Annotated in this window: 9 protein-coding genes and 2 pseudogenes; 8 read left to right on the top strand and 3 right to left on the bottom strand. The window is 60.7% G+C overall.

The window, feature by feature from the left end:
- Window positions 1-24 precede the first annotated feature (24 nt).
- Both choW and choV read left to right on the top strand, forming a co-directional pair.
- A complete protein-coding gene (choW, locus tag K5Y35_RS09735; protein WP_123469425.1) occupies window positions 25-870 on the top strand; it encodes a choline ABC transporter permease subunit in 846 nt (281 codons plus the stop codon).
- Window positions 867-2045 (top strand): choline ABC transporter ATP-binding protein, encoded by a 1179-nt coding sequence (gene choV, locus K5Y35_RS09730; protein ID WP_123469427.1) that lies wholly within the window; start codon window positions 867-869, stop codon window positions 2043-2045. Before choW ends, choV begins: the two co-directional genes overlap by 4 nt.
- A 367-nt stretch (window positions 2046-2412) precedes the next feature.
- On the opposite strand, the pseudogene K5Y35_RS28145 reads toward choV, so the two are convergent.
- The 3 genes and pseudogenes from K5Y35_RS28145 to K5Y35_RS09725 form a co-directional block, all read right to left on the bottom strand.
- Window positions 2413-2535 (bottom strand): annotated as a pseudogene (locus K5Y35_RS28145) (hypothetical protein); the annotation flags it as partial.
- Window positions 2536-2708: 173 nt separating this feature from the next.
- Window positions 2709-2831, bottom strand: a pseudogene (locus tag K5Y35_RS28140) (hypothetical protein); the annotation flags it as partial.
- Between the two features lie 173 nt (window positions 2832-3004).
- The gene (locus tag K5Y35_RS09725) at window positions 3005-4945 is read right to left on the bottom strand and encodes a BCCT family transporter (protein ID WP_261991827.1); all 1941 of its coding nucleotides are present in this window, start codon (window positions 4943-4945) and stop codon (window positions 3005-3007) included.
- 482 nt (window positions 4946-5427) lie between these two features.
- Between K5Y35_RS09725 and betI the strand changes: the two genes are divergently transcribed.
- The 6 genes from betI to mdtD all read left to right on the top strand — a co-directional run bounded on the left by betI (window position 5428) and on the right by mdtD (window position 14226).
- On the top strand, window positions 5428-6021 hold the full coding sequence (gene betI, locus K5Y35_RS09720) for a transcriptional regulator BetI (protein ID WP_077574838.1): 594 nt from the start codon (window positions 5428-5430) through the stop codon (window positions 6019-6021).
- A gap of 108 nt (window positions 6022-6129) precedes the next feature.
- Window positions 6130-7602, top strand: a complete 1473-nt coding sequence (gene betB / locus K5Y35_RS09715; protein ID WP_123469433.1) for a betaine-aldehyde dehydrogenase — start codon at window positions 6130-6132, stop codon at window positions 7600-7602.
- Window positions 7603-7809: 207 nt separating this feature from the next.
- Window positions 7810-9513 carry a choline dehydrogenase gene (gene betA, locus K5Y35_RS09710; RefSeq protein WP_222834140.1) on the top strand — a complete coding sequence of 568 codons (1704 nt, stop codon included), beginning with the start codon at window positions 7810-7812 and terminating at the stop codon, window positions 9511-9513.
- 282 nt (window positions 9514-9795) lie between these two features.
- Window positions 9796-11238 carry a TldD/PmbA family protein gene (locus K5Y35_RS09705; RefSeq protein ID WP_123469439.1) on the top strand — a complete coding sequence of 481 codons (1443 nt, stop codon included), beginning with the start codon at window positions 9796-9798 and terminating at the stop codon, window positions 11236-11238.
- Window positions 11238-12575, top strand: coding sequence for a TldD/PmbA family protein (locus K5Y35_RS09700; RefSeq protein WP_123469441.1), 1338 nt, complete (start codon window positions 11238-11240; stop codon window positions 12573-12575). Before K5Y35_RS09705 ends, K5Y35_RS09700 begins: the two co-directional genes overlap by 1 nt.
- A gap of 223 nt (window positions 12576-12798) precedes the next feature.
- The gene (mdtD, locus tag K5Y35_RS09695) at window positions 12799-14226 is read left to right on the top strand and encodes a multidrug transporter subunit MdtD (RefSeq protein ID WP_123469443.1); all 1428 of its coding nucleotides are present in this window, start codon (window positions 12799-12801) and stop codon (window positions 14224-14226) included.
- Window positions 14227-14493 lie beyond the last annotated feature (267 nt).

Below are 14493 nucleotides of genomic sequence, written 5' to 3'. Positions count from 1 at the left end.
CCTTGCATGCGGACGTTCACTACCATGCTGATTGATCAGAAAATCCCTTTAGGCCAGTACATCGCGGGCTTCGTTGAATGGTTGACGCAACACGGCGCCAACACCTTCGACGCAATCGCCGTGACCCTGGAAACGATGATCCACGGCGTGACGTTTGCGCTGACCTGGTTCAATCCCTTCGTCTTGATCGGCCTCATTGCATTGCTCGCGCATTTCATCCAGCGCAAATGGGGACTGACTGCTTTTGTAATCGCCTCGTTCCTGCTGATCCTCAACCTGGGGTACTGGCAGGAAACCATGGAAACCCTCGCCCAGGTCATGTTCGCGACCCTGGTCTGCGTGGTCATCGGCGTGCCGTTGGGCATCGTCGCCGCGCACAAACCGATGTTCTACACGTTGATGCGTCCGGTACTCGATCTGATGCAGACCGTACCGACCTTCGTTTACCTCATTCCTACCCTGACCCTCTTCGGGCTGGGTGTGGTGCCGGGCCTGATCTCCACAGTGGTGTTCGCCATCGCTGCGCCGATCCGCCTGACCTACCTGGGCATCCGCGATGTCCCGCAAGAACTGATGGACGCCGGCAAGGCCTTCGGCTGCTCGCGTCGCCAATTGCTTTCACGGATCGAACTGCCTCACGCCATGCCGAGCATCGCGGCCGGCATCACCCAGTGCATCATGCTGTCGCTGTCGATGGTGGTGATCGCGGCACTGGTGGGCGCCGACGGACTCGGCAAACCGGTGGTCAACGCACTGAACACTGCTGATATCGCCCTGGGCTTCGAAGCGGGCCTGGCGATCGTACTGCTGGCGATCATGCTCGACCGTATCTGCAAACAACCCGACGCCAAAGTAGGGGGTGACGCATGAGCATAATTCGCTTCGAAGACGTCGACGTAATCTTCTCCAAGGATCCACGCGAGGCACTCAAGCTGCTGGATCAGGGCATGACCCGCAACGAGATCCTGAAAAAGACCGGACAGATTGTCGGTGTGGAAAAAGCCACGCTGGACATCAACAAGGGCGAGATCTGCGTGCTGATGGGCCTGTCCGGCTCCGGCAAATCGAGCCTGCTGCGCTGCATCAACGGCCTCAACACCGTGAGCCGCGGCAAGCTGTTCGTCGAGCATGAAAACCGCCAGATCGACATCGCCTCCTGCACCCCGGCCGAGCTGAAAATGATGCGCACCAAACGCATCGCCATGGTGTTCCAGAAGTTCGCCCTGATGCCGTGGCTGACGGTGCGCGAGAACATCAGTTTCGGACTGGAAATGCAGGGTCGCCCGGAGAAGGAACGCAAGAAGCTCGTCGATGAAAAGCTCGAACTGGTTGGCCTGACCCAATGGCGCAACAAGAAGCCTGACGAACTCTCCGGCGGTATGCAGCAGCGTGTAGGCCTGGCCCGGGCACTGGCGATGGACGCCGATATCCTGCTGATGGACGAACCGTTCTCGGCACTCGACCCGCTGATCCGTCAGGGTCTGCAGGATGAACTGCTGGAACTGCAACGCAAGCTGAGCAAGACCATCGTGTTCGTGAGCCATGACCTTGATGAAGCGCTGAAACTCGGTAGCCGCATCGCGATCATGAAAGACGGCCGGATCATCCAGTACAGCGTGCCGGAAGAGATCGTGCTGAACCCGGCGGACGACTACGTGCGCACCTTCGTTGCCCACACCAACCCGCTCAACGTGCTCTGCGGCCGCAGCCTGATGCGCACGCTGGACAACTGCAAACGCATCAACGGCTCAGTGTGCCTCGATCCGGGCGGCGATTCGTGGCTGGACCTGGCCGAAGGCAACACCATCAAAGGCGCGCGGCAAAACGGTTCGGTGCTGAACCTGCAGAACTGGGCACCGGGCCAAGCCGTGGAGGCTCTGGAGCGCAAGCCGACATTGGTGGATTCGAACATCGGTATGCGTGACGCGCTGCAGATTCGCTACCAGACCGGCAACAAACTGGTGCTGCACGACAACAACCATGTGGTGGGGATCTTGGGCGACAGTGAGTTGTATCACGCGTTGCTGGGCAAGAACCTCGGTTAAGGCAGGGATAAAAAAAGGGATCGCGGTGAGCGATCCCTTTTTTATTGGGTCAGGGAAAAGCCCCTCACCCTAGCCCTCTCCCAAAGGGAGAGGGGACCGACCGGGGGATGCTGCAGATCTACACCGACCTGATCTTGCTTCACCGAATCCATAATCGACTCGATCTTTCAGGTCGATGTACAACGCCAGACACCTCGGTCAGCTCCCTCACCCTACGGGCGGTCCGACGTTTCGGGAGGGTTGGGGTGAGGGGCTTTTGACTGGCATTGAAATTTCGAGTCGAACTCAGGCTTTGAAAAGCCCCCGATCTGCTCCCTTTCCCCCTCTCCCTTGGGGAGAGGGCTGGGGTGAGGGGGGGCTTTTGGCTTTAGCTATACACCCGGCCAAGAAGCTGCCGATGGCTTTCAAACTGATCAAGCACATCGCGTGTGATCTGATCCTGCGTGAAGCCCATCAGGTCGTAGTCCTGGCTGCCGTTGTGCAGATACACCTAAGCTACATCGACCTGAGAAATCGAGTCGAACCCAGGTCTTGAAAAGCCCCCGATCTGCTGCAGCCAATCCAGAATCGACTCGATCTTTCAAGTCGGCGTTTAGCGCAAGACACCTCGGTCAGCTCCCTCTCCCTTCGGGAGAGGGTTGGGGTGAGGGTCAGCTTTTGACCTTAGCTGTACACCCGGCCAAGAAGCTGCCGATGGCTTTCAAACTGATCAAGCACATCGCGTGTGATCTGATCCTGCGTGAAGCCCATCAGGTCGTAATCCTGGCTGCCGTTGTGCAGATACACCTAAGCTACATCGACCTGAGAAATCGAGTCGAACCCAGGTCTTGAAAAGCCCCCGATCTGCTGCAGCCAATCCAGAATCGACTCGATCTTTCAAGTCGGCGTTTAGCGCAAGACACCTCGGTCAGCTCCCTCTCCCTTCGGGAGAGGGTTGGGGTGAGGGTCAGCTTTTGACCTTAGCTGTACACCCGCCCAAGAAGCTGCCGATGGCTTTCAAACTGATCAAGCACATCGCGTGTGATCTGATCCTGCGTGAAGCCCATCAGGTCGTAATCCTGGCTGCCGTTGTGCAGATACACCTCGGCGCGGTAGTAACGCTGACGCGCCTCATCGGACTGAGCCGATTCGGTCGGGGTCGCGAGGTAGCCGTCCAGGCTCACTTCGTAGACGAAAGGGTTGCCCTCTTCCATCTCGACACGCACGCCCATGCAGCGCTTGGATTTGCCCAGCAGTGTCTGCACTTCCAGCCCCTGAACACGCATTTGAGCGGCCGCGTCTTCCAGCGCCGGGCTGACCTGCTTGTCCATGAAGCGTTGCACCACCGATTGGCTCGGCTGCAGATCCAGCTGCGTCAGACGCTCGCTGAAACCACGACGACCGCGCTCAGCCAGTTGCGCCTGCTCCTGTTCGATCTGCACGTCCTGGCGCATCGCCTTGTGCAGGCCGAACATGAAGAACACCAGCACCACCGAGAACGGCAGACCGGCCAGCACCACCATGGTTTGCATGGCTTCGAAGTTACCGGCGAACAGCAGACCGATGGTCACCAGCGTGATCACCACCGACCAGAAGATCCGCAGCCAGTGCGGCGCATCTTCGTCGACGTTGCCGCCCTTGCAGGACAGATTCGCCATCATCACCGCGCCGGAGTCGGCCGGGGTCAGGAACAGCACGAAACCGACAAAGATCGACACACCGATGACGACTTTCGACGCCGGGTAGTGTTCCAGCAATTGATAAATCGCCATCGACGGCTGTTCCAGCGCCGTCTTGCCAAGCTCCACCGCCCCCTGGTTCATCACCAGATCCAGTGCCGAGTTACCGAAGATCGACAGCCAGGCCAAGGTGAAGCCCAGCGGAATCAGCAGCACGCCGGCCACCAGTTCACGCACGGTACGGCCACGGGAGATACGCGCGATGAACATGCCAACGAATGGTGCCCAGGAAATCCACCACGCCCAGTAGAACAGAGTCCACAGGCCCAACCAGCGGTCGGACTTGGCGCTGTCGCCTTCATAGACGTACAGGTCGAAAGTCTTCAGCACCACGCCGTTGAGGTAATCGCCGATGTTCTGTACGAAGCCGTTGAGCAGGTGCAAAGTCGGGCCAAACAACAGCACGAAAATCAGCAGACCGCTGAACAGCACAATATTCAGGTTGGACAGACGACGGATGCCGTTTTCCACACCCGACACCGCAGCGATGGTCGCCACGGTGCTCATCACGATGATCACGATCAGCAGGTTGGTATTGCTGTGTTCCATGCCGAACAGGTTTTCCAGGCCGGAAGACACTTGCAGTGAACCGATCCCCAGGTTGGTCACCAGACCCAGCAGGGTCACGAACATGCCGAAGCCGTCCACCGCGTGACCGGCCGCGCCTTTGACCCAACGCTCGCCCACCAGCGGATACAACGCCGAACGCAGTGCCAACGGCTGGTTATGACGGTAAGCGAAGTACGCCACGGCCAGACCGACCAGCGCGTAGATCGCCCAGCCGTGCAGGCCCCAGTGCAGGAACGTCAATTGCACCGCCTGACGCGCGGCCATGTTGGTGGCCGCTGCGCCTTCCGGCGGATTGAAGTAGTGGTCCAGCGGCTCGGACGCGCCGAAGTACAGCAGCGAAATACCGATACCCGACGAGAACAGCATCCCCGCCCAGGCGCCGTAACTGAAATCCGGGGTGTCGTCCTTGCTGCCCAGTTTGAGTTTGCCGTAGGAAGAAAACGCCAGGCCCACCACAAACACCAGGTAGGCGGCGATCACCACCATGTAGTACCAGCCGAAGCTGCGCGACAACCAGGCCTGAGCGATACCCAACAATCTGCCGGCCTCTTGCGGGGCGATGATCAGAATGGCGGTCAACAACAGAATCAGCGCGGTAGAGGTGTAGAACACCCAACCGTTGACCGTCACCTTCTCGGGCGGGGTCTTTATAAGCGAGGCAGAACTCATGGCACAAATGCTCCAGGCAGTGCGAGAGAAGAACACAAGGCAACACGGAACCCGACCAATCGGTTAGTTGGCAGCCGACCGGCGGGTGATATAAAGACACCCCGAAAACAGCCCGAACCTGCCGAAATGGCGCTGCGAATCGCTTTCGTGGCCGAGGTCTGGACGTTCATCCGAAACCTGGCCCTGAGCGTCTTGCCCTTTCAACACGTCCATCGAATCGCGAACCGCGCCATGCCCCACGCAGGTTTCAAGCATTTTCGGATGTCGGTTTATCGCCATCTACACGTAGGAAAAATATGTAAATCGCGACGATTTGTCGCAGATCTTATTCTTTGTTGATTGAACGTTCAATCAAAACAAAATAGACTGGCCCTCAATCCGGTAGCCGTTTTTCGTCCGCCGGAAGGCCTAAGGAGATGTGCAAGATGCCCAAGGTCGGTATGCAACCCATCCGCCGCCAACAACTGATCGAAGCCACGTTGCAGGCGGTCGATCAGGTCGGGATGGGGGACGCCAGCATTGCGCTGATCGCCCGTTTGGCCGGTGTCTCGAACGGCATCATCAGTCACTACTTTCAGGACAAGAATGGCCTGATTGCCGCCACGATGCGGTATCTGATGAATGTCCTCAGCGAGAACGTCACCGCACGCCGTCAGGCGCTGGCAGACAGCAGCCCACGGGCGCATCTGCAGGTGATCATCGAAGGCAACTTCGACGCCAGCCAGGTCAATGGCCCGGCAATGAAAACCTGGCTGGCCTTCTGGGCCACCAGCATGCACCAGCCGTCTTTGCACAGGTTGCAGCGGATCAACGATCACCGTCTGTATTCCAACCTGTGCTGCGAGTTCCGCCGTGTGTTGCCGCTCGAAGATGCGCGCAGCGCAGCGCGAGGACTGGCAGCGTTGATTGACGGTTTGTGGTTGCGCGGCGCTTTGTCGGGAGACGCTTTCGACACGGCGCAGGCGCAACAGATCGCTTACGAATACATGGATTTCCAATTGGCCAAGAAGGTGAGCTAGAGCACACAGAAAACGCTCAGCCCCTGAACTGTTACCGACCAGCGATGCCACAGCTACATGGCTCACCCGGTGACCAACGCCAACCACTCATGCACTTGCGAGGACACTATGGCCCGTTTCGAACTGCAAAAACTCTACATTGATGGCGCGTACTCCGACGCTGGCAGCGATGCCACCTTCGAAGCCATCAACCCGGCGAACGGTGAAGTCCTCGCCAACGTGCAACGTGCGACCAAGGAAGACGTCGAGCGTGCCGTGGTCAGCGCGGAAAAGGGCCAGAAAATCTGGGCAGCGATGACCGCCATGGAGCGTTCGCGCATCCTGCGTCGCGCCGTCGACATCCTGCGCGAGCGCAACGATGAACTGGCCGCGCTGGAAACCCTGGACACCGGTAAAGCCTTCTCCGAAACCAAATACGTCGACATCGTCACCGGCGCCGACGTGCTGGAATACTACGCAGGCCTGGTGCCAGCGATCGAAGGCGAGCAGATCCCGCTGCGTGACACTTCCTTCGTCTACACCCGTCGCGAACCGCTGGGCGTGGTCGCCGGTATCGGCGCGTGGAACTACCCGATCCAGATCGCTCTGTGGAAATCCGCACCAGCCCTGGCGGCCGGTAACGCGATGATCTTCAAGCCAAGCGAAGTCACCTCGCTGACCACCCTGAAACTGGCCGAAATCTACACCGAAGCCGGCCTGCCCAATGGCGTGTTCAACGTGCTGACCGGCAGCGGCCGTGAAGTCGGCACCTGGCTGACCGAGCACCCGCGCATCGAGAAAGTCTCCTTCACCGGCGGCACCGACACCGGCAAGAAAGTCATGGCCAGCGCTTCGGCTTCGTCGCTGAAAGACGTGACCATGGAACTGGGCGGCAAATCGCCGTTGATCATCTGCGACGACGCCGACCTGGATCGCGCCGCCGACACCGCAATGATGGCCAACTTCTACAGCTCCGGTCAGGTCTGCACCAACGGCACTCGCGTGTTCGTACCGAGCCACCTGAAAGCCGCTTTCGAAGCCAAGATCGTCGAGCGCGTAGCGCGCATCCGCATCGGCAACCCGGAAGACGAAAACACCAACTTCGGCCCGCTGGTCAGCTTCGCCCACATGGAAAGCGTGCTGGGTTACATCGCCAAGGGTAAAGAAGAAGGTGCCCGCGTCCTGTGCGGCGGCGAGCGTCTGACCGACGGCGAGTTCGCCAAAGGCGCTTTCGTTGCACCGACCGTGTTCACCGATTGCACCGATGAGATGACCATCGTCCGTGAAGAAATCTTTGGCCCGGTGATGGCGATCCTCTCCTACGAGACCGAAGAAGAAGTGATCCGCCGCGCCAACGACACCGACTTCGGCCTGGCCGCCGGTATTGTGACCAAAGACCTGAACCGCGCGCACCGCGTGATTCATCAGCTGGAAGCCGGTATCTGCTGGATCAACGCCTGGGGCGAGTCCGACGCGAAAATGCCGGTGGGCGGTTACAAGCAGTCGGGCGTGGGCCGTGAAAACGGCATCAGCTCGCTGACCAACTACACACGCATCAAATCGGTACAGGTCGAGCTGGGCGATTACGTCTCGGTGTTCTGATCTGACGCAGAATCTGGATGGGGCCCTTGTGGCGAGGGGATTCATCCCCGCTGGGCTGCAAAGCAGCCCCCCTCCAGACACTGCAATTCTCCAGACAGAACCCAGTCGCTGACTCTGCGACTGCTGCGCAGCCGAACGGGGATAAATCCCCTCGCCACAGGTGCGCGGTCACAGTACACCTGACCAACATCAAAGAGGGTGCATTCAATGTCCCAAGAATTCGACTACATCATCATCGGTGCCGGCTCGGCCGGTAACACCCTGGCGACCCGTCTGACTGAAGACGCAGGCGTCACCGTTCTGCTGCTCGAAGCCGGCGGCCCGGACTATCGTTTCGACTTCCGCACGCAAATGCCGGCTGCCCTGGCGTTTCCGCTGCAGGGTCGTCGCTACAACTGGGCTTACGAAACCGATCCAGAGCCACACATGGACGGTCGCCGGATGGAATGCGGTCGCGGCAAAGGCCTCGGCGGCTCCTCGCTGATCAACGGCATGTGCTACATCCGTGGCAACGCGATGGACTACGACGGCTGGGCGAAACTGCCAGGCCTGGAAGACTGGTCGTACCTCGACTGCCTGCCGTACTTCCGCAAAGCGGAAACCCGCGACATCGGCCCGAACGACTACCACGGTGGCGACGGTCCGGTCAGCGTGACCACGCCGAAGGCCGGCAACAACCCGCTGTTCCACGCCATGGTCGAAGCCGGCGTGCAGGCCGGTTACCCGCGCACCGAAGACTTGAACGGCTACCAGCAGGAAGGCTTCGGCCCGATGGACCGCACCGTGACGCCGAACGGCCGTCGTGCTTCCACCGCCCGTGGCTACCTCGACGTCGCCAAGAAGCGTTCGACCCTGACCATCGTCACCCACGCCCTGACCGACAAGATCCTGTTCGAAGGCAAGCGTGCGGTCGGCGTGCGTTACCTGGTCGGTTCGGCTGAAGAACGCGTTGAAGCCAAAGCACGCAAGGAAGTCCTGCTGTGCTCCGGTGCCATCGCTTCGCCGCAGATTCTGCAGCGTTCCGGCGTCGGCCCGGCGAAACTGCTGGAAAGCCTCGACATCCCGGTCGTTCATGACCTGCCAGGCGTCGGTGAAAACCTGCAGGATCACCTTGAGCTGTACCTGCAATACGCTTGCACTCAACCGGTTTCGCTGTACCCGTCGCTGCTCTGGTACAACCAGCCGGCCATCGGTGCCGAGTGGCTGTTCAACGGCACCGGCATCGGCGCCAGCAACCAGTTCGAAGCCGGCGGTTTCATCCGTACTCGCGAAGAGTTCGAATGGCCAAACATCCAGTACCACTTCCTGCCGGTGGCGATTAACTACAACGGCAGCAACGGTGTGAAAGAGCACGGTTTCCAGGCACACATGGGTTCCATGCGTTCGCCGAGCCGCGGTCGCATCCAGGTCAAATCCAAGGATCCGCGCCAGCACCCGAGCATCCTGTTCAACTACATGGCCACCGAGCAGGACTGGCAGGAATTCCGTGACGGCATCCGCCTGACCCGCGAAATCATGCAGCAGCCGGCACTGGACGCCTTCCGTGGTCGCGAAATCAGCCCGGGCATCGACGTGCAAACCGATGAGCAGCTCGACAAGTTCATCCGCGAGCACGCCGAAACCGCGTTCCACCCGTCCTGCTCGTGCAAGATGGGCACCGACGACATGGCCGTCGTGGATGGCGAAGGTCGCGTGCACGGCATGCAGAGCCTGCGTGTGGTCGATGCCTCGATCATGCCGATCATTACCACCGGCAACCTCAACGCGCCGACGATCATGATGGCCGAGAAAATCGCCGACAAGATCCGTGGCCGCAAACCACTGCCGCGCAGCAACGCGCCGTACTACGTTGCGGGCGGTGCGCCAGTGAAGGGCAAGCCGATGCGTGATATCACGCCTGTTGCTCAGTAAGTCGTAATACCGCGTCAAGGCTGATCGCTGGCAAGCCAGCTCCCACAGGGTTTTGTGTCGTTCACAGAAATTGTGTTCACCAAAAACCTGTGGGAGCCTGGCTTGCCAGCGATGAGGCCTGGCCATTCAGCACAAATCCCCCCGCTGCACAGTAAATCCCCCTACACCCCCTCTTCACTTGATCCTACCCCCACGCAGGCCTACTCTAGACCTCGCGCAATCGTTTCACCCCTCCCCGCCGAATCGCTGCACCCCGCAACTCCATAACAAGGAGGTTCCCGAATGTTCGATTTCCACCCCCAGCTCAAGCAGCGCTTCGCTGCCTTGCGCACGGGCGCCGAGTTCTTTTCCCTGCGGTATGTACGCGAGTCCGGCCAATACCTGTCGGTGCGCAAGAACGTCGCCGAGCCGCCGAGCCTGAGCCGCGACGAAGGCGCGATGCTCACCGTGCGCGTCAACGGGGTCGAGGCCTATGCCGCCACCAACGACCTGTCGCAGCAAGGCCTGCAAGCCGCCCTTGAACGCGCCGAGCAACAGGCCCGGCGGCTCAAGCCCCACGCCTTGCTCGACCTGCGCGATCAGCCGGTGTCGAGCGACCGCGCCGACTACTTCTCGCCCAATCTCGAACAACCCTTCCCGTCCCTGAGCGAATGCTTCGAGCTGCTCGGCGCGGAATCCGCCTCGGTGCCCAAGGATGAGCGCCTGGTGAACTGGCAAGTGAGCATCGGCATTACCCATGTCGAGCAGATCTACCTGAGCAGCGCCGGTGCCGAATTGCGCCAGGCCCAGCGCTTCGTCTACCCGAGCCTCGATGTCACTGCCTACGACGGCAACGACAGCCAGACCCGCAGCCTCGGCCGCGAGAACTTCGGCCAGCAGGGTGGCGCCGATGTGATCAGCCGTTGCGGTCTGGTCGGCGCCGGCCCGCAAGTGGCGGATCAGGCCCTGCAACTGCTGCTCGCGCCGAACACTCCGCAAGGCCCGCGCGACCTGTTGCTGATGCCGGATCAGATGATGCTGCAGATCCACGAGTCCATCGGTCACCCGCTGGAGCTGGACCGCATCCTCGGTGACGAGCGCAACTACGCCGGCACCAGTTTCGTCAAAACCAGCGACTTCGGCAGCCTGCAATACGGTTCGAAATTACTTAACGTGACCTTCGATCCGGGCATTCCCGAAGAACTCGCCAGCTACGGCCATGACGACGACGGCACGGCGGCAAGCAAACAGTTCCTGATTCGCGATGGTTTGCTGCTGCGTCCTCTGGGCGGTGCACTGTCGCAATTTCGCGCCGGTCTCGACGGCGTCGCCAACAGCCGCGCCTGTGGCTGGAACCGGCCACCGATCGACCGCATGGCCAACCTCAATATCGAGCCGGGCGATCAGCCACTGAACAAACTGATCGAAGGCATCGAGCACGGCATCCTGATGAGCACCAACCGCTCCTGGTCGATCGACGATGCGCGCAACAAATTCCAGTTCGGCTGCGAGTGGGGTCAGTTGATCGAAAACGGCGAACTCAAAGGCGTGGTGAAAAACCCGAACTACCGGGCGATTTCCGCGCATTTCTGGAAGAGCCTGCGCGCCGTCGGCGATGCCAACACCGTCAAGGTGCTGGGCACACCGAACTGCGGCAAGGGTGAACCGAACCAGGTGATTCGCGTCGGCCACGCTTCGCCGGCCTGCGTATTCAGCAACGTTGATGTGTTTGGGGGAGACGCCTGATGAGCATTTCGAAGAGTCAGTCCGACGCCTTCAAGGTCATGGTCAATTGGCTGCGCGACAGCGTGCGCGAGCCGGAACAATTCACCCTCAGCTTCGCCGCCGAGTCCTCGGCATTCGTGCGTTTCAATCACGCCAAGGTGCGGCAGGCCGGGCAAGTGCAGCAGGCCAATATCGTCCTGAAGCTGATCAACGATGGCCGCCACGCCGATCTGCAAATCACCCTGTCCGGCGATCAGGAAGCCGACCTGCAACGCCTCGCCGAGGGCCTGCATCAATTGCGCGAAACGTTGCCGTTGCTGCCGCAGGATCCGTACTTGTTGCTCAACCACAACGGTTGGCAGAGCGAGAACGTGCAGGAACATCCGCTGCCGGACACCGAGCAGGTGGTCGAGGAAATCTGCACCGCCGCTGAGGGTCTGGATCTGGTCGGTTTCTACGCCGCCGGTCCCATCAGCCGCGGTTTCGCCAGTTCGTCGGGGGCGTTCGGCTGGCACCAGGCCAACAGCTTCAACTTCGATTTCAGCCTGTTTCACGACAATGGCGAAGCGGTGAAGGCCAGCTACGCCGGGCATGACTGGAGCAGCGAAGGGTTCGCCAGACGCTTCCAGCAGGCCCGCGAGCAACTGGCATTTCTCGGCCGCCCGTTGCGCACGCTGGCGCCGGGACAGTACCGCGCGTATCTGGCACCGGCGGCGCTGGAAGAAATCATGGGCATGTTGAGCTGGGGCGGTTTCTCGGCGCAGTCGATTGCCAGCAAAAGCAGTCCGCTGCAAAAACTGTATGTCGGCGATCAGACGTTCAGTCCGCTGGTGTCGCTGGACGAGAAAGTCAGCGAATCGTTGAGCCCGGCGTTTTCCGGCGAGGGTTATCCGCGCAGTGATTTGCGGCTGATCGTCGACGGCAAGGCGGGCGATCAACTGGTCGGCTCGCGCAGTGCGGCGGAATACGGCCTGACCGCCAATGGCGCCAGCGGCGGCGAATCACCGAGTGCGCTGAACATGGCGGCGGGGAACCTGTCGCAGGCAGAGATTCTCAAGCAGTTGGGCACCGGGCTGTACATCAGCAACCTGTGGTACCTGAACTTCTCCGATCAACCAGCGGCGCGTTTGACCGGCATGACCCGGTTTGCCACCTTCTGGGTCGAGAACGGCGAGATCCAGGCGCCGGTCAGCACCATGCGTTTCGACGACAGCGCCTACAGCCTGCTGGGTTCGCAGCTGGAAGCGTTGACCGCCGAGCGTGAGTTGTTGCTGTCGGCGAGTACGTACAGCCAGCGCAATACTTCGTCGGCGTTGCTGCCGGGGGCGCTGGTGAGCCGCCTGACCCTAACCCTGTAAACACGCTATTCCCCAATACACAGGGGCTTGAGTACAAGGCCCTGTGGCGAGGGGATTTATCCCCGTTGGGTCGCGCAGCGGCCCTGAGAAGGTGGGTTGCGATCCACCTGATTCACCGAGGTGGGGGATATAAGGGGCGCTGCGCACCCCAACGGGGATAAATCCCCTCGCCACAGGGTTTCAGTCAGAACAGAAATTTCGGATAACACCCACAAGAGGTTCCATGCCCAACCGCCCGCCTCTCGACGCCATCACCGCACGCTGGTTGCCGTGGGTCGTCGCCATTGCATTCTTCATGCAGTCCCTCGACGGGACCATCCTCAACACCGCCCTGCCGGCCATGGCTCGGGATCTGGCCGAAGACCCCTTGCGCATGCAAGGCGTGATCATCGCCTACATGCTCACCGTGGCCCTGCTGATACCGGCCTCAGGCTGGATCGCCGACCGCTTCGGCACCAAGAAGATCTTCTTCGGCGCGATTCTGCTATTCAGCTTCGGCTCGCTGCTTTGCGCGCTGTCGAGCAGCCTGAGCATGCTGATTGGCGCGCGGGTCATTCAGGGCCTGGGCGGCGCGCTGATGCTGCCGGTCGGACGCCTGGTGGTGCTGCGCGCCTATCCACGCTCGGAACTGGTGCGGATCATGGGCTTCATCACCATTCCCGGCCTGCTCGGCCCGTTGATCGGCCCGACCATGGGCGGCTGGATGGTGCAGTACCTGACGTGGCACTGGATCTTCCTGATTAACCTGCCGGTCGGCGTCATCGGTTGTTACGCGGTGTGGAAGTTCATTCCCGACCTGCGCGGCAGCGAGCGCACACGGTTTGATAGTCTCGGTTTCCTGCTGTTCGGCGCGGCGATGATCCTCATCACCATCGCCATGGAAGGCCTTGGCGAATTGCACCTGCCGCACTTGCGGGTGATGCTGCTGCTGTTCGCCGGTCTGGCCTGTCTGGCGGCGTACTGGCTGCGCGCCGGGCACGTGGAAAATCCGCTGTTCGCCCCGTCGCTGTTCAAGACCCGCACCTTTGCCGTTGGCATTCTCGGCAACCTGTTCGCCCGACTGGGCAGCGGTGCCCTGCCGTTTCTGGTGCCGTTGCTGCTGCAAGTGGCGCTGGGTTATTCGCCGTCCCAGGCCGGGATGAGCATGTTACCGCTGGCCGCTGCGGCGATGTTTGCCAAGTGGATGGCACGCCCGCTGATCGAACGCCTCGGCTACCGCATCGTGCTCACCGGCAACACCCTGGCACTGGGGATCATGCTGGCGAGCATGGGCCTGGTCAGCGAGCAGACGCCGTACTGGCTGCTGCTGTGCCTGCTGGCCGTGCTTGGCGCGATCAACTCGCTGCAATTCACTGCAATGAACACCGTGACCCTGATCGACCTCGACGACGCCAGCGCCAGCAGCGGCAACAGTTTGCTGTCGGTGGTGGCGCAATTGTCGTTGAGTCTGGGGGTGGCGTGCGCCGGTGCGTTGCTCGGTGGCTTTACGGCAGAGATCGGCAACGATGGCGTGGAAACCGTGCTCGGCGCGTTCCAACTGACCTTCGTCACCGTCGGGATCATGGCGATGCTCGCCGCGACGATTTTCTCGCAACTGTCGAAAGAAGACGGCCGGCGGGCCAAGCGTCCGGAAGAACACATCGAACACTGATGTGTGATGCAGGGCTTTTGTGGCGAGGGGATTTATCCCCGTTGGGGTGCGCAGCAGCCCCAAAACCTGCCGCCTCAGTGCATCAGGCAGATTGAGTTCAGCCTTTTCGGGGCTGCTGCGCACCCCAGCGGGGATAAATCCCCTCGCCACAAGGAATGCTGCTTGCCACTGGGTTTGATGTGCATTGCACACTGTTCGTCCAGAACTTTCGAAGAAAGTGGCACGGGGCTGCTACACTGCGCGACATTTTGTTTTGCAGGCCAGTCC

The organism is Pseudomonas sp. SC3(2021) (assembly GCF_019856535.1).
GTDB classification, from domain to species: domain Bacteria; phylum Pseudomonadota; class Gammaproteobacteria; order Pseudomonadales; family Pseudomonadaceae; genus Aquipseudomonas; species Aquipseudomonas monsensis.
This window is presented reverse-complemented; position numbering and strand designations above follow the sequence as displayed.